Here is a 24,246-nt window from a genome sequence, read left to right on the forward strand (position 1 = left end):
CGGGCGCGCCGACCTGTTCCGGCACGGCGACGCTAGGGGCGGGAGGATACGGGGCGGCCGAGCGACGGGGCCGGGAGGCACGATATGGGTGCGGGAAGACAGGGCATGCGTGGCACGAACGAGACGTTGACCGTCCGCACCTGGCTGGCCGCATTCCTCGTCATGCTCATGCTGTTTCCATCGACGGCACGCGCGCTCGACCCCGAGCGCGACCTGCATGAGTATAAGCACAGCCGCTGGACGATCGCCGACGGCGCGCCGCAGAGCATCTGGGCACTTGCTCAAGGGGCGGACGGCTATTTGTGGATCGGCAGTTCCTCGGGTGTCTTTCGTTTCGACGGCGTGAGCTTCGAACTCATTCCGCTTCGCGCCCCGCGATCGGAGAATTGGCGGGCGACCGCGCTGCTCGCGGCTGCCGATGGGACGATTCATGTCGGCTACGACAATGGCGTCCTGGCAACCTATCGCGACGGTGGGCTGATGCCCGACAGCGCAGTGCCCAGGACCGGAGAGTTCACGGTCCGCTTCGCCCAGACGCGCGATGGCGTCATCTGGGCATTGATCGGGCGAAAGGGGCGCGCCTTGCTGCGCTATTCCGCCGGACGCTGGCAGGAGGTCGGCGACGACTGGGGCCTGCCGGACGCGTGGCTCGTCGACGTCACCGCCGCCAGCGACGGGTCGCTTTGGATCACGACGCTGGATACCCTCTTGCGCCTGCGCCCGGGTTCGCACCGCTTCGAGAGGATAGGCGCAACCAGTGGGCACGCTGCGGTCAGCGAGGACCGGAACCGGCGCATCTGGATGTCCGACGACTCCGGAAGCCGGATCGTGGCGGGCCACGCCGTGCCTGGTCGCGACACCGCCGCGACGCCCGGTGCGCGACGGGCCTTCAATACGATGTTCGATCGGGACGGAAACCTGTGGGGAATGAATGGCGCGGGCATTTTTCGCATGCGCGCGCCCCGCTTCTGGGGCGCGCGGACCGCCGCCGATCGGGTGGAGCGTTTCGGTGCGGCAGAGGGGCTGAGTTCGCAGTTCAGCCTCTCGCTCCTCGAGGACCGGGAGGGCAGCATCTGGGTGGGGACTAGTCTCGGTCTGGATCGCTTTCGCCCGGCGAGTGTCATCGTATCGCGGGAGATCGGTCCGATCGGAACCTGGGGTTACGCGCTGCTCGGTGGGCGTAATGGCGATGTTTATGTCGGCGGCGCCGATGGCGTGTACCGCGTCGTGCCGGGCGGACGCCCGGGGCGGGTGGCGGGGACCGGTGCCGATACGCACGACCTGTGCGAGGGGCCGGACGGTGCCGTCTGGGCGATCCAGACAAGCCAGGTGCTTCGGATCTTCGGTGGTGGTGTCGAGCGGTTCGCACTGCCCCCGAGCCAGGATTGGCGACCCTGCGTGGTCGGCGACGATAATCGCCTCGTGCTCGGCGGACGGGGCGGGCTGCGGGTGTTGCAGTCCGGCCGCTGGCGACACGATCCGCCGAAACATCGCCGCGATTATCCCCAGTTTCTGCTGGACGATAATCAGCGCAGGATGCTCGCGCTGATGGAGACCGGCCACCTCGTCGAAATCCAGGCCGATGGCAGCATCTCGCCGCCGCTGGTTGCCGATCGCATCGACGATGTCAGTACGGTCTATGCCGGCGCCCGGCACATCCTGCTCGCGGGAACCTTCGGCATGGCCCGGCTGGCGGCAGGCCGGCTACAGAGGATCGACGGCGTACGCTTCCCGTGGATGGTCGAACCCTCGGGGCTCGTGCAGACGCCGGAGGGCAGGACCTGGCTGATCGGCCGGCAAGGCATTGCCGTCGTGGCGTCGTCGGATCTCGATCGCGCCTTTGCCGATCCGGCAGCGACGCTGCGGCCGCGCATCCTGACGCTCGAGGATGGCCTGCCCAACGTCTATACCCGCGACGGGCGGCAGGACGCGGTCCGGGGAGGCGACGGGCGCCTCTGGTTCGCGACGAGCGGAGGCGTCGTGTGGGTCGACCCGGCGCGCCTCACGCGCAATCCGCTCCCGCCGCCCGTCGCGATCCGTGCCCTCACCGTCGGCGCTCAGCGCTATCGCGACCCGCGCACCATGACCTTGGCCAAGGGCACCTCGAATCTCTCGATCAGCTATGCCGGTCTCAGTCTCGCGACGCCCAGCCGCGTGCGGTTCCGCTACCGGCTGGAAGGCATGGATGAGGACTGGATCGACGCCGGAACGCGTCGCGACGCCTATTACACCAATCTCGGGCCGGGCCATTACCGGTTCCGGGTCCTGGCCGCGAATGACGACGGGGTGTGGAACCATGACGGCGCGACGCTCGACTTCACGATCCCGCCGACCTTCCTTCAGTCGGTCTGGTTCAAGATGCTCCTGGGGCTCGGTGGGCTTGCGCTGCTTGGCGCGCTGTATTTGCTGCGGCTGCGGCAGGTGACCGCGCGCCTCCAGAGCCGGTTCGACATCCGCATCGCGGAACGCGAGCGGATCGCGCGCGAACTGCACGACACGCTGCTCCAGGGCTTTCAGGGGCTGGTGCTCCAGATCAAGGCGGGCGTGAACCGCCTGCCGGATCCGGCGGCGCGCCAGCCGCTGGACGAGGCGCTCAAACGCGCCCAGGCGGTGCTGATCGAGGGGCGCGATCGCGTTCTGGATTTGCGGGCGCCCGATCATGGCGGCGACCTGTCGCAACTGCTCGTCGATGCCGCCCGGTCGATCGTCGGCGAGAAGGGTCCCGGCGTCCAGGTGATCGCCGAGGGACGGGCGCGCGAGCTTCATCCGGTCGCGCAGGAGGAACTGCAACGGATCGCGGAGGAAGCGCTGCGCAATATCGTGCAGCATGCGCGCGCGCAGTCGATCGAAATCCTGTTGATCTGGGGCGGCCGAAGGCTGAGTCTCTCGATTTGCGATGACGGGACGGGCATGCCGGAAGAAATACTCGCGCGGGGAGAACGGCCCGGCCATTTCGGCCTTCGCGGCATTCGCGAGCGCGCCGAGCGGATTGGCGGACGCCTGGCAATATCCAGCCGGGCAGGCGGCGGGACCGAGGTCGCGCTGGTCGCGCCCGGGGGCGCCGTCTATCGCGGCGCCTTGCAGAGCCGGCGGCCGGCGCGCACCTGGCTGGGCAGAATATTGGGGAGGAACAGGGGATGAGGTCCGGCCCGATCCGCGTGCTCGTCGTCGACGACCATATTCTGTTGCGCCAGGGAATCGCCGGCATCCTGACGCCCGAGCCCGATATCGAACTGGTCGGCGAGGCGGAGAACGGCGCCGATGCGATCGAGGCGTTCGAACGGCTTCGCCCCGACATCACCCTGATGGACCTGCAAATGCCGATCCTGTCGGGGATCGAGGCGATCGCCCGCATCACCGCACGGACCCCCAATGCGCGGATCGTCGTCCTCACCACCTATCGCGGCGATGTTCAGGCGGTGCGGGCGCTGAAGGCCGGGGCTCGCGGCTATCTGCTCAAGAGCTCGCTGATCGATGAACTGCTGACCGCGATCCGCAGCGTTCATGCCGGGCAGCGCTATATCCCCGCAGACGTCGCCCAGGACATCGCCATCCATGCCGCCGAAGAGCCGCTCAGTCCGCGCGAGATCGACATCCTGGCGCTCGTTGCCACCGGCAAGGCCAACAAGATGGTGGCCCGCGAACTCGATGTATCCGAACAGACGGTGAAGGCGCACCTGCGCACCATCTTTCAGAAACTGGGCGTCCAGGACCGCACCCAGGCCGTCACCACCGCCCTCAGGCGCGGGATCATCAGCCTGTGATTCGGCACAGCCAGACTGACCCCAGGAACAGGTCACCCTATCCCCGGGGATAGGGTGAGGCGGCCGCGGCCCAGCAGATCCGGCCGAACTTCCCATCGCTTCCGGCCCGGACTCACACGTCCGGCCAAATTGGCCGCGCGGCCGCGGCCCGTCACATTTGCCCTTCTGAGAGCGTGATTTCCCAGAGGAGTAAAGCATGACGAGCGTGACGCACCAGGACGACCGCGAATTCGAGGCGAGAGCCGAAGCGAACCAGGCTCGCCTGGCGGCGGAACTCAAGCCCGCCTATGATTTCATCGTCTGCGGCGGCGGCGCCTCCGGGTCGGTCGTCGCGGCGCGTCTGGCGGAAAACCCCGATGTCCGGGTGCTGCTGGTCGAAGCCGGCGGCAGCGACGCGGTCGAGTCGGTTCTCACCCCGGGTCAGTGGCCGACCAATCTCGGCAGCGAACGCGACTGGGGGTTCCAGGCAGAGCCCAATCCGCACCTCAACGGCCGGTCGCTGCCGATGTCGATGGGCAGGGTGCTTGGCGGTGGGTCGAGCATCAACGTCATGCTCTGGGCGCGGGGTCACCGCAACGACTGGGACTATTTCGCCTCCGAATCCGGCGACAGCGGCTGGGGCTATGACAATGTCCTCGACATCTACCGCCGCATCGAGAATTGGCAGGGCGCTCCGGATCCACGCTATCGCGGGACATCGGGTCCTGTCTGGGTCGAGCCGTCGGCGGACCCCAGCCCGGTCGCATTCGCGATGCTGGACGCCGCCGCCGAACTGGGCATCCCCAAATTCGAAAGCCCGAACGGCGAGATGATGGAGGGGGTCGGCGGCGCCGCGATCACCGATGTCCTGATCCGCCAAGGACGCCGCAATTCGCTGTTCCGTGCCTATGTCCGGCCGCTGCTCGATCGTCCCAACCTGACGGTACTGACCGGCACGCTGCTCCGCCGGATCATCCTCGACGGCAATCGCGCGACCGGCGTCGAGATCGTCCGCGGGGGCGAGCAGCTGACGATCGGCGCGACGAGCGAGGTCATCGTCTCGCTCGGCGCGATCCAGACCCCGAAGCTGCTGATGCATTCGGGCATTGGCGACCGCGAGGAGCTGGATCGGGTCGGCATTCCGGTGGTGACGCATCTGCCGGGTGTCGGGCGCAACCTCCAGGACCATGTCTCCTTCGGCTGCACCTGGGAATATAAGGAGCCGATCGCGCCGCGGAACAGCGGAAGCGAAGCTACGCTCTACTGGAAGAGCAGCCCGGAAATGGACGCGCCGGACCTGCTGTTCTGCCAGGTCGAGTTTCCGGTGCCGAGCGAGCGCACCGCAGCGCTGGGCGTTCCCGAACATGGCTGGACGATGTTCGCAGGGCTCGCCCAGCCGAAGAGCCGGGGCCGTCTGCGGCTGCGCGACACCGATCCGCGGACGCCGATGCGGATCGAGACGGAAATGCTGTCGGATCCGGAGGATGTCCGCGCCGCGGCCCGCTGCGTCGAGCTCTGTCGCGACCTGGGCAATGCGCAGGCATTCCGTCCGTTCGTGAAGTGCGAGGTGATGCCGGGCAATCTCTCGGGCGCGGCCATGAGCGACTATATCCGCGATGCTGCCGTCACCTATTGGCACCAGAGCTGTACCGCGAAGATGGGTCGCGATGCCATGTCGGTCGTCGACGCGTCGCTCAAGGTCTACGGGATCGAGGGGCTTCGCGTCGCCGACGGCTCGATCATGCCACGGGTCGCCACGGGCAACACCCAGGCTCCCTGCGCGATCATCGGCGAGCGTGCCGCCGCGATGATCCGCCTCGCACACAACCTCTAACCCCGGCGCGGCCGGCCGCGTCGCGCGTCAGATCGAGGGCTCTCGACATGTATCACGGTGTCTCTCCCGTCGACGGGAGCTATCGGGACCTGCTGCCCGTCCCACCGACCCGGATCGGCCGGATCCTGGTCGTGGAGGACGATGCCGAGATGCGCCGGTCGATCCTGTCGCATCTGCGCGATCATCAGTGCGACGCGGCGGGCTGCGGTTCGTCCGAGGTCGCGCGACATGTCCAGAGCCAGACGCTGAGCCTGATCCTGGTCGACGCGCGCCTCGGGGCGTTCAGCGGCCTGGACATCCTGCGTCAGATCCGCGCGCGGTCCGGCGTGCCTGTCATCCTGTATGGCGACCGGAGCCAGGCCGATGTCGAGCGGATCATCGGCCTTGAACTGGGTGCCGACGACTTCCTCTGCGCGCCGCTCAACGTGCACGAAGTGCTCGCCCGGACTCGCGCCATCCTTCGGCGCCAGGATCTGGGACGGCTCGGCATCGGCGCGCTGCGCGGCGGCTATGGCTTCAGGGGTTGGGAGTTGCGCCATGCGACCCGCACCCTGACCGCGCCGGGCGGCGAACCGGTCGGGCTGACGAAGAAGGAATATGCGCTGCTCGTCGCGCTGCTGGAGATGCCGGGCCGCCCGCTGTCGCGCCTTCACCTGATGCGCGCCACCCGCGCGCACGAGGACATTTACGACCGCAGCATCGATGTCCAGGTCCTCAGGCTCAGGCGCAAGCTCGAGGCCGACCCGTCGGGGATCGGGCTGATCCGCACCGATCGGGGGGTCGGCTATATCTTCGATGCAGAGGTCGAAGCCCTGTTCTGAGCCTCGCGCCTGGCCGGGAAGCGGCCCCGACGCCATGGCCTGAAAACAAATGCAGCCGCCATGGAGGAGGGGCCCATGGCGACTGCGGGGTAGGGAGGGTACTCCTGCATCCGGAAGCTCCCTTGCCAGGACCTTCCGGATGCTAGTCTTGTAGCGGGAGCGTCTTGCGGCTCCTTCACCGGCCTGTGACGAAATGTTTCCGTCAGGCGGCCGCCAGCTTGTTCATGCGGTCATTGGCACCGTCGAGTATGACCGTGTCGCCGGCCGCCCTGCGACGCGAACACCAGTCGCGCAGCAGTTCCGAACAGGTATGGTCGATCGCGGTGCACCGGCTCATGTCGATCCGCACGTTCGATCCGTTCGGCATGGCGTCCAGCCGCTCCGACAGCTTGGGCAGGCTGACCATCGTCGCCGCACCGTCCAGGGTCAGCGTACGGCCCTGTTCGGTCTCGGTCTCGTCGACCTTCAGACGCAGACGGCGCAGGTTCGGCAGCAGCTCGAGCAGCGACAGGCCGATACCGACCAGAACGCCGGTCAGCAGGTCCATCGTGACGACCAGGATCAGGGTCACCGCCCAGATCAGTGCCGGCAGGATGCCATAGTCCTTGAACAGGTGCTTCGCATGGTCGAGGTTGACCAGCTTCACGCCGGTCACGACCAGCACAGCGCCCAGCGCCGCCATCGGGATCTCGCGCAGCATCCAGGGAAGCAGCGCGACGAAGGCCAGGATCCACGCACCGTGCAGGATCGCCGAGGCGCGGGTGACCGCGCCTGCCTGAACGTTGGCCGAGCTTCGGACGATCACGCCCGTCATCGGCAATGCGCCCGCGACACCGCACAAGAGGTTGCCGACGCCCTGGGCGCGCAGCTCCTTGTTGTAGTTGGTGCGCACGCCGTCATGCATGCGGTCGACCGCAGCTGCCGACAGCAAGGTCTCGGCACTGGCGATGAACGCGATCGCGATCGCGGCGGTGATGATCGCCGGGTTCATGAACTGCGTCAGAAACCCGTCCTGCGGCAGGGCGACTGCGGCGATGATGCTCTCGGGCACTTCGACGCGGGTGACGTTCAGCGACATGAAGAAGGCGATCGCGGTCGCGATCAGCACGCCGACCAGCGCGCCGGGCACCAGCTTCATCGACGCCGGACGGATCTTCTCCCAGCCGATCATCGACACGATCGTGACGATGCCCAGCGCGAGCGCAAGCTCGGTCTGGCGGATGTCCGCCGACAGACCGAGCAGACGGCCGGGAATGGCTGCCAGGTTGGCGAGGCCGCTCGACAGCGGGGTTGCGTCGAACAGGACGTGGAACTGGCCGATCACGATCAGCACGCCGATGCCGGCGAGCATGCCGTGAACCACCGCCGGAGAGATGGCGCGGAACCAGCCGCCGACGCGGAAGACGCCGGCCAGGAACTGGATGACGCCCGCCATCATCAGGATCGGCCCGAGTGCGGACAGGCCCTGGTCGCGGACCAGTTCGAATACGATCACTGCCAGACCGGCGGCCGGGCCGCTGACCTGCAGCGGCGATCCCGCCATCGCACCAACGACAATGCCGCCGATGATCCCGGTGATCAGGCCCTTTTCGGGCGGCACGCCCGACGCGATCGCGATGCCCATACACAGGGGCATCGCGACCAGGAACACGACGATCGAGGCAGTGAAGTCGCGGGCGATCCAGCCCGCCGGCTTCGTCGCTTCGCTACTCATTCAGCGGCCTCCGCATAAGTGTCGCTCGCCAGGCGGCGTGCCGCCGGCAGGGCGACGGGCAGCGGGCTGTCTTCCTTGATCGGCAGGAAACGGCCGCTTACGCCGTCGAGCGCCAGCACCGCGCCGGCGCCGATGTCGAAGAACCAGCCGTGCAGCGCCAGTTCGCCGCGCGCGATCGCCGCGGCGACCGACGGATGGGTGCGCAGATGCGCGATCTGGGCGACGACATTCTCCAGGCTGGCGGTGCGAACCGCTTCGTCATTCTCCAGCTCGGGATAGCCGCGCTCGACGACGCTCTGGGCGGCGTGGCTGTGACGCAGCCATGCAGCGACGTTCGGCATGCCGGTCAGCATTTCCGGGTTCATCAGCGCCTTCATCGCGCCGCAGTCGGAGTGACCGCACACGATGATGTCGCGTACCTTCAGCGCCTCGACCGCATATTCGACGGTCGACGACACGCCGCCATTCTGGGTGGCGAACGGGGGCACGATATTGCCGGCGTTGCGGCACACGAAGAGGTCGCCCGGTGCCGCCTGCATGATGTGCTCGGGAACCACGCGGGAGTCCGCGCAGGAGATCATCAATGCCTTGGGGCTCTGACCATGGGTCGCGAGCTTCGAATAGAGGTCGCTCTGGTTGGAGAACACTTCCTTCGAGAAGCCGTATACCCGTCCAATAAGTTCATTCACGGTGCAATGCTCCATTACACGCCCGGAATTCGGGCACGCTCTAGAGGTAGCGAGGCCAGTTTGCTGCGACGCAGCGTCAGTGTAATGAATTGTTTCCGAGTTTCGCCGGGCCGTTTCAGACTATCGGCAGGCAGATTTCGGCGCGCAGGCCGCCCTTCTCACGATTCGACAGCGTCAGCTTTCCGCGCTCGGCATCGACCGTCCGTTTCACGATCGAAAGGCCAAGTCCAAGCCCGACCGTGTCGCGCGCCCGGGCATGATCCAGCCTGACGAAGGGCTGCAGGACCATGTCGAGCGAGTCTTCCGGAATACCCGGACCATCGTCTTCGACACGGATCAGCGCGACCGTTTCCTGCGCCTCGATCGTGATCCACACGCGCTTGCCGTAATGCAGGCCGTTCTCGACCAGGTTGCTCAGCGCGCGCTTGATCGCGCTGCGCCGGACGGTCAGGTCCAGATGGCGTGGGCCGGCATAGCGGACATCATGTCCGCGATCGCGATAATCGTCGGCGATGGTGGCACACATCACCGCCAGGTCGATTCGCACCGCCGCCTCGCCATTGGCGTCTCCGCCATAATATTCGAGCAGCGAGTCGATCATCGCCTGCATCTCGGTCAGGTCGTCTTCCATCGCCTGATAGATGTCGTCATCCTTGATCGCATCGGCACGAAGTCTCAAGCGCGCCAGCGGCGTGCGCAGGTCGTGGCCGACCGCCGCCAGGGCCTGGGTCCGGTCCTCGATCAGCCGGTGGATGCGCGCCTGCATGCGATTGAACGATCCGATCAGCCGGCGAACCTCACGCGTGCCGCTTTCGGGTACTTCCTCCGCTCCGTCGCCGCCGACATGTTCCGCCGCGCGGGTCAGGCGGCGCAGCGGCATCAGCGTCTGGCGCACCAGCAGGCCGCCGATCAGCACCATTGCCACCGCCGGCGCCAGCCCGAACAACAGCCGCTCGAACGAGAAGCCCAGATCATGGACAGGTTCGCGCGTGGCGAAGGTCATCCAGCTACCGTCGGGCAGGGTCAGGCCGCCGACGATCACCGCGTCGCGCGCCGGACCGGTCAGCCGCAGCCGGACATTCGCCTTGGCGAGCGACGGCTCCCAGGTGACGACCTGGGTGTGGATCCGGTCGAGCGTGGGCGCGATCTTGAGTGCGGGCGGCAGTTTCTCCGACCAGCGCACCTCATAGCGCGAGGTCGTCAGATCCTCGGCAAGCTCCGATCGCTCCGACGCGGGATGCTCGGACAGGAACTTGCGCGCGATGACGAGGTGTTCGGCCAGGCGCCGGGCCTCGTCGTCGCGGACCGACAGCCGGCTCTCGCGCTCGTGAAAGAAGGTGGTGGCACCGAATTCGATCGTGACCGCCAGCAGGAGGATCGCGAAGATCCGGCCGATCAGTCCGATCGACGGATGGGGAATGCCCTTCACTCGCGTTCCACGGGCGCCTTGAGCATATAGCCGATGCCGCGGACGGTCGCGATCGGCGCCGCGCTGCCGGCGGTGGAGAGCTTGCGGCGAAGCCGGCTGATCAGCACATCGACGCTGCGATCCGAGCTGTCGCCCAGCCGCGTGCGCGACAATTCGATCAGCCGTTCGCGGGCGATGACCCGGCCGCCATGCTCGCACAGCGCCACCAGCAGGTCGAACTCGGCACCGGTCAGGTCGACGACCGACCCCTCGGGCGACAGCAGCTCGCGCCGGGGCAGGTTGATCGTCCAGCCGTCGAAGCGGAAGATCCCCTTCGCCCGGTGCACCGTATCCTCGCGCCCGCCCTCGCGGCGGAGCACCGCGCGGATGCGGGCGACCAGCTCGCGCGGGCCGAACGGCTTGGTGAGATAATCGTCGGCGCCCAGTTCGAGCCCGACGACGCGGTCGGTCTCGCTGCCCCGGGCCGAGATGAAAATCACCGGCACGGTGCTGCGCGCCCGCAGCATCCGGCACAGGTCGATGCCGCTGGTGCCCGGCAGCATGATGTCGAGAATGACGAGGTCGACCGGACCATTGTCCAGCGCCACCCACATTTCCGCGCCGGTCGCGGCGGGCCGCACGATGAAGCCGTTCTCCTGCAGCACCCGGGTCGTCAACGTCCTGAGCGCCGGGTCGTCCTCCACCAAAACGATCGTCTGGGCGGTCATGGGCGGCGGCTGGTGCATCCGGAACGAGTTAGGAACCCGTTCCTTCAGGGTCAAGCAAAGTCGCGTCCGGCGGTCATCCGCGCGCCGGCGTCTCGGCGCGTCCCGATGCCGACAGGATGATCCCGACGAGGATCAGGACCATCCCGGCGGCGTGATAGCCATGAAGCTCTTCGCCCAGAAAGCCCGCCGCCAGCAGCGCGCCGAACAAGGGCAGCAGGGTCGAGGCCTGCCCCGTCCGCGCTGCGCCCAGGGTCGCGACCGCCATGTTGAACAGCAGATAGGCGATCAGCGACGGGAACAGCGCGACATAGAGGATGGCCGCGATCGTGCCGGGCGACCAAATGATGTGCCGGCCGGCCAGCGCCTCGCCGATCGCCAGCGGCGTCATCGCGAGCACGCCGACCGCGAAGGTGACCGCGAGGAAGGAAAGCTGCGATACGGCCGGGCGCTCGCGCAGCAGACTGGTGTAGAGCGCCCATGCGGTGACCGCGATCAGCATCAGGATTTCGCCATAGCCCAGCCGCAGGCCGAACAGCGCCAGCAGGTCGCCGTGGAGCACGACGAGCAGCACCCCGAGCGTCGAGACGAGTACCGCCAGGATCGCCCGCGGCGTGGCGCGCAGCCCGAAGAACAACCGGTTGAACAGCAGGACCAGCCCCGGGATCGCCGCCTGGAGCAGCAGGCTGTTCGTCGCCGGCATATGTTCGAGCGCGGTGTAGAGAAAGGCGTTGAACGACGCGACGCCCAGCAAGCCGAGGATCAGGATGCGCTTCCACGCCGCGCGCACGGCCGGCAGGTTGGCGATCAGGTCGCGCCACACGAAGGGCAGCATCACCAGCAACGCACCGGTCCAGCGGAACCAGGCCAGCGTCAGCGGCGGCACCTGGCCGTGGATCGCGCGCCCGACGATCGAATTGCCCGCCCAGAGCAGCATGACGACCACCAGCATCGCATAGGCGCGGCTGGTTCCGGAGCGCGGCGCGGCGGGCGAGGGGGTCAGACGAACGCCCCGAGTTCGGACATGCCCTCGACCACCGGATAGCCGGTGACCTCGACCCCGGCGGCGTCGAGCCAGGCATGAGCGTCGATCGGCTTGTCGGTCGAGCGGCGCGCGCCGAAATGGACGGCGCTGTCGATCCCCCGGCGCTTCAGCATGGCGTGCGCCGCCATCGCCTGGGGCAGGCACACTGCCTCGAACGGGACATGGGCCGCAGCGCGGGTGACGGCCCAGCCGATCTGGCGGGCAGTGCGGTGCTGTGCCTCGGGCGCGTCGGCGCGGCATGCTGCGATGCGCGGATCGCCCGGCGGAACGAAGGTGCCGAGATCCTTCGCGATCGCCTTGAACGGCAGGATGCGAATGCGTAGCCGCGCCGCGGCCAGCTGCGCCGACGCCTCGAGCAGCAGCGCACGTTCGCGCCAATTGACCATGCGCAGGCGCTCGAACTTGGATTTCCAGCTGCGCTTGCGTCTCACTTCCGGCCCCTCGGGCGGAAATTGAGCCGCCGCGACACATTATAATCGACCACCGCCATCACGAAATAGGCGGCGAACTGCTTCACCCGCGTCAACACGCCGGTGCGCGCGCGGTGAATCTCGCGGGTGATTCGCACCGAATGGGCAATCTCGTTGTCGACATAATCGCGGACATGCGCGGCGAAGGCGCGATCCTCGATGCGGAACATCAGTTCGAGGTTCAGGTACATCGATCGGATATCGAAATTGGCCGATCCGATATGGACGACGTCGTCGACGACATAGAGTTTCGTATGCAGCTTGGTCGGCTGATATTCATAGATCTCGACCTGCTTGCGGAGCAGCCCGGCATAGGTGAAGCGCGCCGCCCAGAGCGACGCGGTGTGATCGACCTTCGACGGCAGGACCACCCTTACCCGCCCGCCGCGGCGCGATGCCTTGTCCAGCCGGCGCAGCATCGCGGGATTAGGAGCGAAGTAGGAACTGATCAGGTCGATCCGGTGGGCGACGCGCATCTCGCGCTTCACCACCCGCGCCCAGGGCGACAGGCGCCGCATCGGCCCGCCGAGCAGCCAGCGCGTCGCACCCTCGGGCTCGCTCCAGCTGTTGAGCGTCTTGCCCAGCTTGCGCATCGACGGGCTCGACTGTTTCGCCCAGCGGGACAGCGCGTCGAAATAGCCGACGAGCCGGGCGGCGGCGGGTCCCTCGACCAGCAGGCCCAGGTCGCGCCATGCCTGGTCCTCGGCCGTGCCGAAATAGCTCGCCTGGATGTTGAAGCCGCCGATGATGACGCGCTGCTCGTCCGCCAGTGCCAGCTTCTGATGATTGCGCAGCAGATAGCGTCGGCCCCAGCGCGGCACGAAGCGGCAGACATCGACCCCCGCATCGTGCAGCGGATCGAAGAAGTGCCGGCTGGCGGCATGTTCGCTGCCCAGCCCGTCGACGATCAGCGACACGCTGACGCCGCGTTCGGCGGCGGCGATTAACGCGCTGCGCACCGCTGCGCCGGCCTCGTCATTAACGTAGATATAATAGAGGACCCGCAGCGAATGGCGCGCCGAGCCGATCAGCTCCAGCAGTGCCGCCAGCCTTTCCGGGCCTTCGGTGAGCATCCGCAGCCGATTGCCGTCGACGGTGAAGCTGGGCTGGGTGACGCGGGCGTCCATCGCGGTCCCACATGCGGGCCGCCGCCGCAAAGGGCAAGGCCGGCCGCGGCGGGGACCGCCAACGCCTGCATTTTCTTGACTTTGCGCGGTCGCATGCCTAAGTGCCTCGCCTTTCCCGGACACCATTATTCTAAGGAAGCCAGATGGCGCGCGTCACCGTCGAGGATTGTGTCGACAAGGTTCCCAACCGGTTCGACCTCGTGCTGTTCGCGGCACAGCGTGCCCGCCAGATTTCCGGCGGCGCCGAGCTGACGCTCGACCGCGACCGCGACAAGAACCCGGTCGTCGCGCTGCGCGAGATCGCCGAGGAGACCATCCGCCCCGATCATCTCGAGGAATCGGTGGTCAGCAGCCTGCAGCGCGTCCAGATCGACGACGAGGAAGCACCGGATGCGATCGGCAGCCTGTCGGCATCGGCCGAGGCGCTGCGCCTCACCGCCGCCGCCCCGCCGCGCAATCAGAATCTGGGCGGCGACTACGACGGCTGATTCCGTCGCAAGCCGGTTCGAAAAGGGCCCCGGAATCGCTTCCGGGGCCCTTTTCCGTTTCCGGGATCATTCCGGGTCGCGGTCTTCGTCCGGGGATCCCGTTTCGGCGGTTGTGTCCTTCCGCCCCTTGAAGCCCTGGGCCACGACGAACCACTCGACCGACCCCTTGCGGCTCGATGGCGGCTTGGCGTGTTTTACACTCGTAAAATTACGCTTCATCTCCGCGACCAATGCCGAGTCGGCGCCGCCGGCAAACACCTTCGATACGAAGTCGCCGCCGGGGGCGAGCACCTGCACCGCGAAATCGAGTGCCGTCTCGACCAGCCCCATGGTGCGCAGCGCGTCGGTCTGGGGGTGGCCAACGGTGTTGGCCGCCATGTCGGACAGCACCAGGTCGGGTGCGCCGCCCAGCGCTTCCATCAGCGCATCGGGGGCGGCATCGGACATGAAGTCCATCATCAGGATCTCGACCCCGTCGATCGGATCAACCGGCAGCAGGTCGATTCCCGCAACCGCCGCCTTGGGAATCTTGCGGCGCAGCACCTGGCTCCACCCGCCGGGGGCGATGCCCAGGTCGATCACCCGCTTCTTGCCCTTGAGAAAGCCGAACCGCTCGTCCAGCTCGATCAGCTTGTAGGCGGCGCGGCTGCGATAGCCTTCCGCCTTGGCGCGCTTCACATAGGGGTCGTTCAGCTGGCGCTCGAGCCAGCGCGTCGACTGGGTCGTGCGTCCGCGCGCGGTCTTGACCCGCGTATGTCCCCGGCCACCGCCACGGCTCATATCGTCTTTCCGTTCATCAATCGGCGCAAAATGCCTTCGCGAATGCCGCGATCGGCAATCCCCAGCCGCTCGGCGGGCCACAAGTCAAGGATCGTCTCGAGGATCGCGCAGCCTGCGACGACCAGATCGGCGCGCTCGGCGCCGATGCAGGGCACCTTGGACCGCTCGGCCAGGCTCATTCGCGCCAGCCGCTGGCTGACCGCGCGCATCGACGGCGCGGGGACGATCAGGCCGTCGACGATCGAGCGGTCATAGCTGTCGAGGCCAAGATGGACGCTGGCGAGGGTCGTGACCGTCCCGCTGGTTCCCAGCAGCCGGCGCAGGCCCGGCGGCGGATCGAGGCGGTCGACGAACGGCTTGAACGCCTGCCCGACGCGCGACCGCATCTCGGCATAGGCGGCGGCGCGGCCTTCGGGGCCCTCGCCATGCCCGATCGCCTCGGTCAGCGACACGACGCCCCAGGGCGCGCTGTGCCAGTCGAGGATGCGCGGGATCGGCTCGCTCGAATCGACCAGCGCCAGCTCGGTCGATCCGCCGCCGATGTCGAACACCAGAGCCGGCCCGTCGCCGGGCTCGAGCAGGGCGTGGCACCCCAGCACGGCAAGCCGGGCTTCTTCCTCCGCGGTGATGATGTCGAGTGCGATGCCGGTCTCGCGATAGGCACGCTCGATGAACTCGGTCCCGTTGGAGGCGCGGCGACATGCCTCGGTCGCGACCGACCGCGCCAGCGTCACCCGCCGGCGCTTCAGCTTGTCGGCACAGATCCGCAGCGCGGCAATGGTCCGGTCGATTGCCGCATCCGACAGGCGCCCGGTCGTGGCCAGGCCTTCGCCCAGCCGGACGATTCGCGAAAAGGCGTCGACCACCGCAAAGCCGCTTCCCTGCGGCCGGGCGATCAGCAACCGGCAATTGTTCGTGCCAAGGTCCAGCGCCGCAAAATGGCGCGGTTCGCCCCAGCGCCCACGCGCCGCACGGCCCGGACCGGGCGCGCTTCCCATGATGACGGGTGGTTGAGCCCGCCCCTGGGGTGTTCTGGCTGAGCCATCCCCCATCGTCTCGACTTTCTTATGTTCTCTCCGTCTCGGCGGAAGACCCGCCGTCCGGTGCTTGGATACGAGGCTAGCGCGATGGGGCCGCGGGGGCAAGCGATGGCGCTCAGCATGGTTGACACGACTCGCGCGCTTGCCTAGACGCGCCGCTCCACGGTGCCCCGTCGTCTAAAGGTAAGACTACGGACTCTGACTCCGTCAATTGAGGTTCGAATCCTCACGGGGCATCCAGGTCTTCTCTAAAACCGATCGTTTGCGGCTCCCTACGGAGGGCACCGCCTGTAGCGCGTCGTCTCGCAAACCTTGTTGCCTTACCTCCGATAGCAGCCTACCAACTCAGCAATCGATTGCAGAATCGCTGCAACGGTCAGGAGGGGGTGCGAATGACACCGACAGATCAGGCCGGTTTCCGACCGATGCCGATGTGGCGCCCCGCTCCGCTGCGAACGCGCCTTGCTGCGCCCGTCAGATCAGTTTCGGATTGGGGAAAACGGCCATGAAAAATCATCACTTGCTGACGCTCGCGGCGGGTCTAGCCTGTGTCGCGCTTCCGGCATCGGCGCAGACCGGGCTCAAGGTTGGCGCGGCGAAGGTCGACGTCACGCCGGCGGCCGCCGATCTGCCCAAGACGATGCTTGGCGTGCTCGACCCGCTCAATGTCCGCGCGATCGTCATTGACGACGGGAAGACCCGCGCTGCGCTGGTGACGGTCGATGCCGGTGCGATCTCGAGCGACACCTGGAAGAATGTCACCGCCCGGCTCGAGCGCGAGCTGCGCATTCCGGCGGCGCAGGTGCTGCTGACCGGCACCCATACGCACAGCGCGCCGTTCATGCGCGGCGCGGCCTATGAGGGCCAGATCGTCGAGGCGGTGCGCAAGGCGGCGGCCGCGGCGAAGCCGGCGCGCATGGCCTATGGGACCGGGGTCTCGTACATCAACGTCAACCGCAACATCATCGATCCGGAAACCCACCGCTGGTGGGAAGGGCCGAATTATGACGGCGCATCGGACAAGACGGTCGCGGTGGTCCGGTTCGAGACGCTGTCGGGTGCGCCGATCGCCATCTATTATAATTATGGCGTCCACGCGGTGCTGACCGGCAATCTCGACATGGTGAGCGCCGACCTGCCCGGTGCGGCTTCCAATTATATCGAGGAATCGCTCGGCGACGATGTCGTGGCGGTCTATTCCAACGGGGCGGCCGGCGATCAGAATCCGATCTACTTCCAGCAGACCTACGACCTGCGCGCGATCCGGGTGGCCGATTATGCCAAGCGCGGCGAGGATATCAGTAATGCGATGCCGCCGGGCGGGACTGGCATGGACCGCAACAATCCGCGGGTCGCGACGCTGATGAAGCAGCAGAAGCAGATGACGCTGTCGATGGGTCAGATGCTGGGCGAGGAAGTGCTCCATGTCAGCCGCGCGAACCTCGAACGTCCGACCACCGATGCCCGCATCCGCGGCGCCCAGTCGATCGTGACCTGTCCGGGGCGCAAGCGGCTCGACAAGGGGCGTGCCGGCTATCCCGGCACGTATGAGGATGCCGATCCGGTTTCGATCCGTCTCAGCCTGGTGCGGATCGGCGACACGGTGATCGGCGGCGTCGATGGCGAGGTGTTCACCACCATCGCCCAGCGGTTCAAGCGCCAATCACCCTACAAGCACACGATGATGACGACCGTGACCAACGGCATGGCGGGATCGGGCTATATCCCGAACGACGCGGCGTTCGGGTACAACACCTTCGAGGTGGTGTCGTCGCGGCTCAAGCCAGGCTGCGCCGAGACCGCGATCGTCGATGGTCTGCTCGACCTGATCGACAAGTCCGACGCGAAGTAAGGCAGATGGCCTGTGCCGCGCGCTTGTTCAGCGCGACACAGGCCGTCAGCGCGCCAATTCAGTCGCAGCCGCTTGTGCAAGCGCGATGGCCCCCAATGGGCCGGCATCGGTGCCGAGACCGGCCGGCTGGATGATCGACTCGACGCTGTCGGGCGAGAGAAACGGGAGATAGCTGCCCAGCTGCGCGACGACCTGGGTCCGGATCCAAGGCAGCAGGAACGGCCGGCTTGTGGCGACGCTGCCGCCGAACAGGATCCGCTGAGCGGAACTGGTCAGCAGGATGGTGCCGCACAGCTCGGCGATGTCGGCGGCGGCGTGGCGCCAGCCGGGATGATCGTCCGGCGCCGTCGCGGGGTCCATATCGAGCCGCTTCGCCAGGGCGGGGCCGGACACGAGTCCCTCGATGCAGTCGCCGTGGAAGGGGCAGGCCCCGCCAAATGTGTCGCCTTCCGCCCGGCGCAGCCGCAAATGGCCGATCTCGGGGTGCATCGCCCCATGGACCGGTCGGCCGTCGATCAGCACGCCGCCGCCCAGGCCGGTCCCGATCGTGACATAGCAAAGGCTGGTGCACCCCTGACCGGCACCCCAGCGATATTCGGCCAGTGCCGCGCCGTTGACGTCGGTGTCGATTCGCCAGGGGCAACCAAGGCCATCGGCCAGGATCCCGGCGACCTTCGCCCCGCTCCAGCGGGGCTTGGGCGGCGCCAGCATCTCGCCGAAACCGCGCCGGCGCGGATCGAGCTGGATCGGACCGAACGACGCGATGCCCAGGCCGTCCAACGGGGCCTGCGCGTGCCAGGCATCGAGCTGGCTGCGCAGCGACCTCAGTGTCGCTTCCGGACCGTATGTCGGCTCGACATGGCGTTCGATGATCCGGTCGCCCTCCGCCAGGATCGCGATCGCCTTGGTTCCGCCGAGCTCGACGCCTGAAAATCGTCCGATCGCGCTCATGATGAAGCGACTAATTCGGCTCGCGCGCCGGTCAGACGCAGCTGGAGCATCGGTGCGAAGGTTGCGCCGAAGCGCTTGATACCGGCGTCGTCTGCACCCAGCCCCCAGGCGTCGATGAAGCTCGTCACCTGGAGGTCGGGCATCACCAGCCAGCTATAGGCCTGACGCGGCGCTTCGGAGGGATTGGCGAACACCAGCCCCGATCCGTTCAGCGGCGCCCATCCGCCGTCGAGGCGTTCCGAGACCATCCCATAAAGGCCGGTCGGACCCGTCGGGCCGTCGGGATTGAAGACGTGACGCTGGGTCGACCAGAACAGATAGTAGAGGCCGTCATGATAGACGACGTGCGGGCGCTCGAGTTCGTTGTTGAGCGTGTCCGCGCTCAACAGTGGCGGGCGGACTTCCCAGGCACCGAGCGGGTCGTCGATCGCCACCGCCGATCCCACCACCCCGTTGAATGCGGAGTCCGATTCCGCCAGCGATGCTGCGAAGAAGACATGATGACGCCCGTCGCGCGGATCGCGAAAATAGGCAGGATCGCGAAACGCCTTGATCGTGCCGACCGCACCGGTCCCGGCGTCGCTGGCCATATAATGAGCCGGATCGCGAACGACGAATTCGGTGAGGCCGCGCCAGTCGATAAGCTCGAAGACACCGTTGACGTGGTGCAGGGTCGCTTCGGCGCGGAACAGCCGTTGTTCGAAGGTGAGTTCGGTCTCGCCGCGCCGGCCGGTCGCGGTGAAATAGAGCGTCAGTGAGCGGCGATCGTCCGCGAGGACGGCGGATCCCGACCATTCCCGGCTGCCGGGCGAAAATCCGTCAGGCAGGGCCGGGCCTAGATGACGCCAGCCGGACGTATCGCGCGAGAGCAAATGAATGCGGGCATGGCCATGGCGCTCCTCCGGGTCGTCGAAGCGGGGCGCGCCGAGCGCCATCCACAGCGTCTCGCCCGTCTCCATTGTCGACGGCATCCCATCGGCATCCTGGATCGGCCAGGCGTCCCAGATATCGAGATCGGGGGAGATGCGCACGACATGATTGTCATCGATCAGGCGCGGTGACTCGGGATTGGCGGGTGCGGACCGAAGCTGCGCGGCTGTCCACGCATCGGACGCAGGCAGCGATGGTCGTTGCGACACGCCAGACAGGGATGACCCGGTCAACGCCCGGTTCGCCCGGCTTCAGCCACGACGCAGGCCGCGATACCGGCACCTCTTGTCCATGTGGCGCGCGCGCCAAAGTGCCGGATCAAATCCATCCTCCGCTTGTTTATCGGCACCCTAACCGCAACTTGGCTCGACCACAATCGATTGCATGCAGGTTTTGCGGTAAATCGGTCGGGCGATCGTGCAGCAATCTGAGCCAGAACGGCTGACATCGCCATTTCCGCAATCGATTGCTGAGCGCCCCTTGATCTTGCGAGGCGAAACGCGTCTGATCTTGCAAGCGTATCGAACAGGGTTCAGGCGCGTGGCGTGTGGGAGAGGCTATGATGACGAAACAGGGTCTGGGGTCGGGGCAGGTGGGGCGCCGTTCGCTTCTTGCGGCCGCGGCAGGGCTGGCGGGCCTGAGCGTGGTCGCGAAGGCGCAGGACCTCCCGAAGCTGCCGCCGGTGCCCAAGGCTTGGACCGATGCCGAGCGGATCCCGCTATGGCCCGAAGGACCGCAGAGCGGCGGGTTCGCCGCGCGGTCCGTTCCGGCGAACTGGCCGGACATCTGGATCCGCAATATCGAGCGTCCGGAACTTCACGTGTTCCGCCCTGCGCGTTCGAACGGCCGTGCGCTGCTGTCGATCCCGGGCGGCGCCTATACCTTCGTGTCGATCCTGAACGAGGGCGTCGACATCGCCCGCGCCATGACCGCACGCGGCTATACCGTGTTCGTGCTCACCTATCGCCTGCCCGACGAAGGCTGGGCCGATCGCGCCAATGTGCCGCTTCAGGATGCGCAGCGCGCGGTCCGGGTGATCCGTGCCAATGCCAGGCGGTTCGGCTTCGATCCCGAGGCCGTCGCTGCGGTCGGTTTCTCGGCCGGCGGGCATCTGGGTGCCAGCCTGGCGACCGGCTTCGACGAGGCACTCTACCGGCAGCGCGACGCGACCGATGCGCTCGATGCCAGGCCCGCTGCAATGGGGCTGGTCTATCCGGTGATCAGCGTGACCGCGCCGGTCACCCATGCCGAATCGGCAATGCGGCTGCTCGGCGATCACCCCTCTGCCGACCTGATTGCGCGTCGCTCGCCGGCTGAGCACGTCACGGCGAGGACCCCGCCGGTCTTTCTTGCCCATTCGATCGACGACCGCGCGGTCCCGGTCGAGAACAGCCTGATCATGATGCGTGCGCTTCAGGCTGCCGGTCGCCCGCTGGAGGTCCACCTGTTCGAGGAAGGCGGTCATGGTTTCGGCCTCGGCCCGGCTGACAAGCCGTGCGGTCAGTGGTCGACGCTGTTCGCGGCCTGGCTGGACCGCCATCTCGGCAAGCCGCGCTGACGCCTCGGCTCAGGGCTGGGTGGCCGGGACCAGCACGGCCGCCTCGTCGCTGCGATAATCGTCGATGTCGCGCGCGGCGAGCATCGCGGTGAACGGCGCGCGCGCCAGGTTCCAGCCGCACAGTAGCGCCAGAAGACTCGCGAAGATCGCGCCGAGCACGACGCTATAGGCGCTGTCCCCCAGCCAGTCGCCCAATGCGCCCATCGCCAGCGGCGCCAACACAGCGCTGACGCAGGTGAAGAACAGCAGCAGCCCGGCGATCGAGCCATGGCGGCCCTTGTCATAGCAGCTGATTCCGGTCGAATTGATCGTCGGATAGAGGACCGACATGAACAGGCCGGTGGCCGGCAGCGCGAAGATCGCGACCTCGCGCCCGCCGACGACCGCGACCCACATCAGCAACGCCATCGCGCTGCTGCAGGTGAGCAGGACGGTGCTCCAATCGAACCGCGAGAGCAGCCACACGCCCAGGAAGCGTCCGACCGCGCGCAGGATGAAGAAGATCGAGACGACATAGGCAGCCAGCCAGGTCCAGGATCCCGAATAGCCGGCGAGGTAGGTCGGTGCCCAGACATAGATCGCGGCCTCGGCGCCGACATAAAGCATCAGCGCACCGCCGAAAAACTGCGCAGCGGGATCGCCCGCCATGCGGATCGCCTCGCCGGGATGGACCGGCTCGGCGCGGCTGATGATCGGGCGCGGAAAACGGGCGACCACGGATCCGAGCACGAGCAGCCCGCACAGCATCGCTGCGATCAGGTAAACCCATTTCCAGCTGGCACCGGTGTGCAGCATATAGGCCACGATTGCCGGGCCGATAATTGCGCCTACGCCGAAAAATCCCTCGATCAGGTTCATCGTGCGCGCATGTTCGCGCGTCGAGCGCGACAGGTCGCCGATCAGCGCGAGCGCCCCCGACTTGAAGATGCCGATGCCCAGGCCGGAGACGAACAGGAGGACGACGAAGAACAGAAAGGAATGACCCGCTGCGAACAGCGCCGAGCTGAGACCGAACAGGCAAAGCCCGATCAGGATCGTCGACTTGCGGCCGATGCGGTCCGCCAGGAATCCCAGCGCGATCGCCGAGATGCCGATCCCCGACATGGTGGCATATTGGAACGAGCCGCCTGCGGTCAGGCCCAGTTCGAACTCGCGGATCACCTCGGGAATGACCGTGCCGACCGAGTCGGTCGTCATCGCGAACATCGCGAACATCAGGAACACCAGCGCCTTCAGCAGCGTCGTTCCGCCGGCCGAGTCCGCCCGGGCTTGGTTCTCCATCGTCCCCTCCGCTATATACTTGGCCGAACCGGCACGAAGACTATTGCGCGCTGAATGGCAAAACGCAATCGATTGCGTATCATTGGATGCAGCGGTCGTGCCGATCGAATGACAGGAGGGGACGGAGGATGCGAATTTCGATCTGGGGCGCAGGCGCGCTTCTGCTGACATCGGTGGCGCTGCCTGGCGGCGGGAAGGCGCTTCCCGCCCCCGCGCCGCGCATACAGGCGGCAGAGCGCTGTGCCGCGCTGGCCGGCAAACAACTCGAATCAGGCGTGCGGATCACCTCTGCGAAACATGTCGGCGCGGCGGCGCCGGGGACCGTTCCGAGCGGGTTCGGGGCCCCGATTCCGTCGGGCATCCCCGCTCACTGCCTGGTCGAGGGCATGATCAATCCGCGGACCGGAGCGGGCGGGAAGCCCTATGGCATCGGCTTCGCGCTCGCATTGCCCGACACATGGAATGGCCGGTTCCTGCTTCAGGGCGGTGGCGGCCTGAACGGCAGCGTCGCGCCGCCGCTCGGTGCCGTGGCGGCCGGCGACACCCCCGCACTCGCGCGCGGCTTTGCGGTGATCAGCCATGACAGCGGGCATAAGGGCGCGGTGTTCGACGCCAGCTTCATGGCGGACCAGCGCGCGGCGCTCGACTTTGCCGAGGCGTCGGTCCGCACCGTCACGCTGATCGGCAAGGAGATCACCGCCGGCTTCTACGGCAAGCCGATCGCCCACAGCTACATGACCGGTTGCTCGACCGGCGGGCGCGAATCGATGCTGGCGTCGCAGCGCTATCCCGAGCTGTTCGACGGGATCGTCGTCGGTGCGCCCGCGATGCGGACCGGCGATTCGAACCTCGCCATCGCCTGGTCGGCGATCCAGTTCAACCAGGCCGCGCCGCGCGATGCCGACGGGCTGGCGATCGTCTCGCGCATCTTCCCGGCATCGGACCGCGCGCTGATCCTGAAGGGCATGCTCGACCAGTGCGACATGCTGGACGGCCTGGCCGACGGGATCATCCAGAATGTGGCGCAGTGCCGGTTCCAGCCGGCGAAGCTGCAATGCACCGGCGCCAAGACCGACACCTGCCTCAGCAAGGCGCAGGTTTCGGCGATGGACCGCGCCTTTGCCGGGCCAAAGGATGCGGCGGGCTACCCGGTCTATGCGCCGGTGCCCTATGACACCGGCATCGTCTATGACGGCGCGCCGTTGCCCGGCTATCTCCCGACCGGAGCGCCGGGCGTGTTCGGCCCGGCACCGCGCGAACTGTCGATGGATCTGGATGCGCGGGTCCAGGCGATCCGCGCCGACGGCGTCCAGCGGCTGACCGATACCCATGTCTGGACCAATTTGAGCAGCTTTCTCGGCCGGGGCGGAAAGATCCTGTTCTACCACGGCGTCAGCGATCCGTGGTTCTCGGCATTCGCGACCTGGGACTATTGGGAACGTGCCCGTGCGGCGAACGGGCCGGCCTGGGACGCGGCCAGCCGCTTCTACATGGTGCCGGGAATGGCGCACTGCGCCGGGGGCAATGCGTTCGACAGTTTCGACCTGCTCGGCCCGGTGGTCGACTGGGTCGAGAAGGGGACCGCGCCGCAGGGCGTGACGGCGTCGCGCCAGACGCCGGCAAAGGCATCGCGGCCGATGTGCCCGCATCCCGGCTATGCCCATTATGTCGGCGGCGACCCGGCCAAGGCCGAGAGCTTCCAGTGCCGCATGCCGCAGCGCTGAGCCCGCGGGCTGAACGGAAATAGGCGGAAGTGTGCGTACACTTCCGCCTGTTTCACGGTTACGGTC

The 24,246-nt window shown here is 67.2% G+C and carries 20 protein-coding genes and 1 tRNA gene; 9 read left to right on the plus strand and 12 right to left on the minus strand.

Annotated elements, in window-relative coordinates; genetic code table 11:
- Positions 1-105 precede the first annotated feature (105 nt).
- The 4 genes from ACZ1H8_RS09895 (at position 106) to ACZ1H8_RS09910 (ending at position 6,398) form a co-directional block, all read left to right on the plus strand.
- The gene (locus tag ACZ1H8_RS09895; RefSeq protein ID WP_465181129.1) at positions 106-3,141 is read left to right on the plus strand and encodes a sensor histidine kinase; all 3,036 of its coding nucleotides are present in this window, start codon (positions 106-108) and stop codon (positions 3,139-3,141) included.
- Positions 3,138-3,764, plus strand: coding sequence for a response regulator (locus ACZ1H8_RS09900; RefSeq protein ID WP_110153097.1), 627 nt, complete (start codon positions 3,138-3,140; stop codon positions 3,762-3,764). Before ACZ1H8_RS09895 ends, ACZ1H8_RS09900 begins: the two co-directional genes overlap by 4 nt.
- A 196-nt stretch (positions 3,765-3,960) precedes the next feature.
- Positions 3,961-5,577 (plus strand): GMC family oxidoreductase, encoded by a 1,617-nt coding sequence (locus ACZ1H8_RS09905; protein WP_465181130.1) that lies wholly within the window; start codon positions 3,961-3,963, stop codon positions 5,575-5,577.
- A 47-nt stretch (positions 5,578-5,624) separates the two neighbouring features.
- Entirely contained in the window at positions 5,625-6,398 is a 774-nt protein-coding gene (locus ACZ1H8_RS09910) for a winged helix-turn-helix domain-containing protein (RefSeq protein ID WP_465181131.1), read from the plus strand.
- Positions 6,399-6,600: 202 nt separating this feature from the next.
- Here the strand turns inward: ACZ1H8_RS09910 and ACZ1H8_RS09915 are convergent, their stop codons facing one another.
- The 7 genes from ACZ1H8_RS09915 to ACZ1H8_RS09945 form a co-directional block, all read right to left on the minus strand.
- Positions 6,601-8,112 carry a SulP family inorganic anion transporter gene (locus tag ACZ1H8_RS09915; protein ID WP_465181132.1) on the minus strand — a complete coding sequence of 504 codons (1,512 nt, stop codon included), beginning with the start codon at positions 8,110-8,112 and terminating at the stop codon, positions 6,601-6,603.
- Positions 8,109-8,801, minus strand: coding sequence for a carbonic anhydrase (locus ACZ1H8_RS09920; RefSeq protein ID WP_465181133.1), 693 nt, complete (start codon positions 8,799-8,801; stop codon positions 8,109-8,111). The genes ACZ1H8_RS09915 and ACZ1H8_RS09920 overlap by 4 nt, the downstream gene beginning before the upstream one ends.
- Positions 8,802-8,916: 115 nt before the next feature.
- Entirely contained in the window at positions 8,917-10,230 is a 1,314-nt protein-coding gene (locus tag ACZ1H8_RS09925) for an ATP-binding protein (protein WP_465181134.1), read from the minus strand.
- Positions 10,227-10,937: a response regulator transcription factor gene (locus ACZ1H8_RS09930; protein ID WP_110153104.1), complete on the minus strand. Its 711-nt coding sequence runs from the start codon at positions 10,935-10,937 to the stop codon at positions 10,227-10,229. Before ACZ1H8_RS09930 ends, ACZ1H8_RS09925 begins: the two co-directional genes overlap by 4 nt.
- Before the next feature lie 73 nt (positions 10,938-11,010).
- Positions 11,011-11,886, minus strand: coding sequence for a DMT family transporter (locus tag ACZ1H8_RS09935; RefSeq protein WP_465181135.1), 876 nt, complete (start codon positions 11,884-11,886; stop codon positions 11,011-11,013).
- Positions 11,887-11,933: 47 nt separating this feature from the next.
- Positions 11,934-12,410, minus strand: a complete 477-nt coding sequence (locus tag ACZ1H8_RS09940; RefSeq protein WP_465181136.1) for a lasso peptide biosynthesis B2 protein — start codon at positions 12,408-12,410, stop codon at positions 11,934-11,936.
- On the minus strand, positions 12,407-13,576 hold the full coding sequence (locus tag ACZ1H8_RS09945; protein WP_465181137.1) for a phospholipase D-like domain-containing protein: 1,170 nt from the start codon (positions 13,574-13,576) through the stop codon (positions 12,407-12,409). The genes ACZ1H8_RS09940 and ACZ1H8_RS09945 overlap by 4 nt, the downstream gene beginning before the upstream one ends.
- Positions 13,577-13,719: 143 nt before the next feature.
- On the opposite strand from ACZ1H8_RS09945, the gene rpoZ reads away from it, so the two are divergent.
- Positions 13,720-14,064, plus strand: a complete 345-nt coding sequence (rpoZ, locus tag ACZ1H8_RS09950) for a DNA-directed RNA polymerase subunit omega (RefSeq protein WP_110153091.1) — start codon at positions 13,720-13,722, stop codon at positions 14,062-14,064.
- 66 nt (positions 14,065-14,130) lie between these two features.
- Here rpoZ and ACZ1H8_RS09955 read toward each other — a convergent pair whose 3' ends face one another.
- Both ACZ1H8_RS09955 and ACZ1H8_RS09960 read right to left on the minus strand, forming a co-directional pair.
- Positions 14,131-14,844 (minus strand): RlmE family RNA methyltransferase, encoded by a 714-nt coding sequence (locus tag ACZ1H8_RS09955; protein ID WP_465181138.1) that lies wholly within the window; start codon positions 14,842-14,844, stop codon positions 14,131-14,133.
- Positions 14,841-15,842 (minus strand): Ppx/GppA phosphatase family protein, encoded by a 1,002-nt coding sequence (locus tag ACZ1H8_RS09960; RefSeq protein WP_465181139.1) that lies wholly within the window; start codon positions 15,840-15,842, stop codon positions 14,841-14,843. Before ACZ1H8_RS09960 ends, ACZ1H8_RS09955 begins: the two co-directional genes overlap by 4 nt.
- Positions 15,843-16,050: 208 nt before the next feature.
- On the opposite strand from ACZ1H8_RS09960, the gene ACZ1H8_RS09965 reads away from it, so the two are divergent.
- A tRNA-Gln gene (locus tag ACZ1H8_RS09965) sits at positions 16,051-16,124 on the plus strand.
- A gap of 265 nt (positions 16,125-16,389) precedes the next feature.
- Complete coding sequence (locus ACZ1H8_RS09970) at positions 16,390-17,736, plus strand: neutral/alkaline non-lysosomal ceramidase N-terminal domain-containing protein (protein WP_465181140.1); 1,347 nt, start codon at positions 16,390-16,392, stop codon at positions 17,734-17,736.
- 45 nt (positions 17,737-17,781) lie between these two features.
- On the opposite strand, the gene ACZ1H8_RS09975 is transcribed toward ACZ1H8_RS09970, so the two are convergent.
- Both ACZ1H8_RS09975 and ACZ1H8_RS09980 read right to left on the minus strand, forming a co-directional pair.
- Entirely contained in the window at positions 17,782-18,687 is a 906-nt protein-coding gene (locus ACZ1H8_RS09975; protein ID WP_465181141.1) for an ROK family protein, read from the minus strand.
- Positions 18,684-19,850, minus strand: a complete 1,167-nt coding sequence (locus ACZ1H8_RS09980) for a glycoside hydrolase family 68 protein (RefSeq protein WP_465181142.1) — start codon at positions 19,848-19,850, stop codon at positions 18,684-18,686. Before ACZ1H8_RS09980 ends, ACZ1H8_RS09975 begins: the two co-directional genes overlap by 4 nt.
- A 326-nt stretch (positions 19,851-20,176) precedes the next feature.
- On the opposite strand from ACZ1H8_RS09980, the gene ACZ1H8_RS09985 reads away from it, so the two are divergent.
- Positions 20,177-21,175 (plus strand): alpha/beta hydrolase, encoded by a 999-nt coding sequence (locus ACZ1H8_RS09985; RefSeq protein ID WP_465181143.1) that lies wholly within the window; start codon positions 20,177-20,179, stop codon positions 21,173-21,175.
- A gap of 9 nt (positions 21,176-21,184) precedes the next feature.
- Here the strand turns inward: ACZ1H8_RS09985 and ACZ1H8_RS09990 are convergent, their stop codons facing one another.
- Positions 21,185-22,456, minus strand: a complete 1,272-nt coding sequence (locus ACZ1H8_RS09990; RefSeq protein WP_465181144.1) for an MFS transporter — start codon at positions 22,454-22,456, stop codon at positions 21,185-21,187.
- Between the two features lie 128 nt (positions 22,457-22,584).
- Here ACZ1H8_RS09990 and ACZ1H8_RS09995 point away from each other — a divergent pair, with 128 nt between their 5' ends.
- The gene (locus tag ACZ1H8_RS09995) at positions 22,585-24,180 is read left to right on the plus strand and encodes a DUF6351 family protein (protein ID WP_465181145.1); all 1,596 of its coding nucleotides are present in this window, start codon (positions 22,585-22,587) and stop codon (positions 24,178-24,180) included.
- Positions 24,181-24,246: the final 66 nt, after the last annotated feature.

It is taken from the genome of Sphingomonas sp. BL-S-25 (assembly GCF_055521555.1).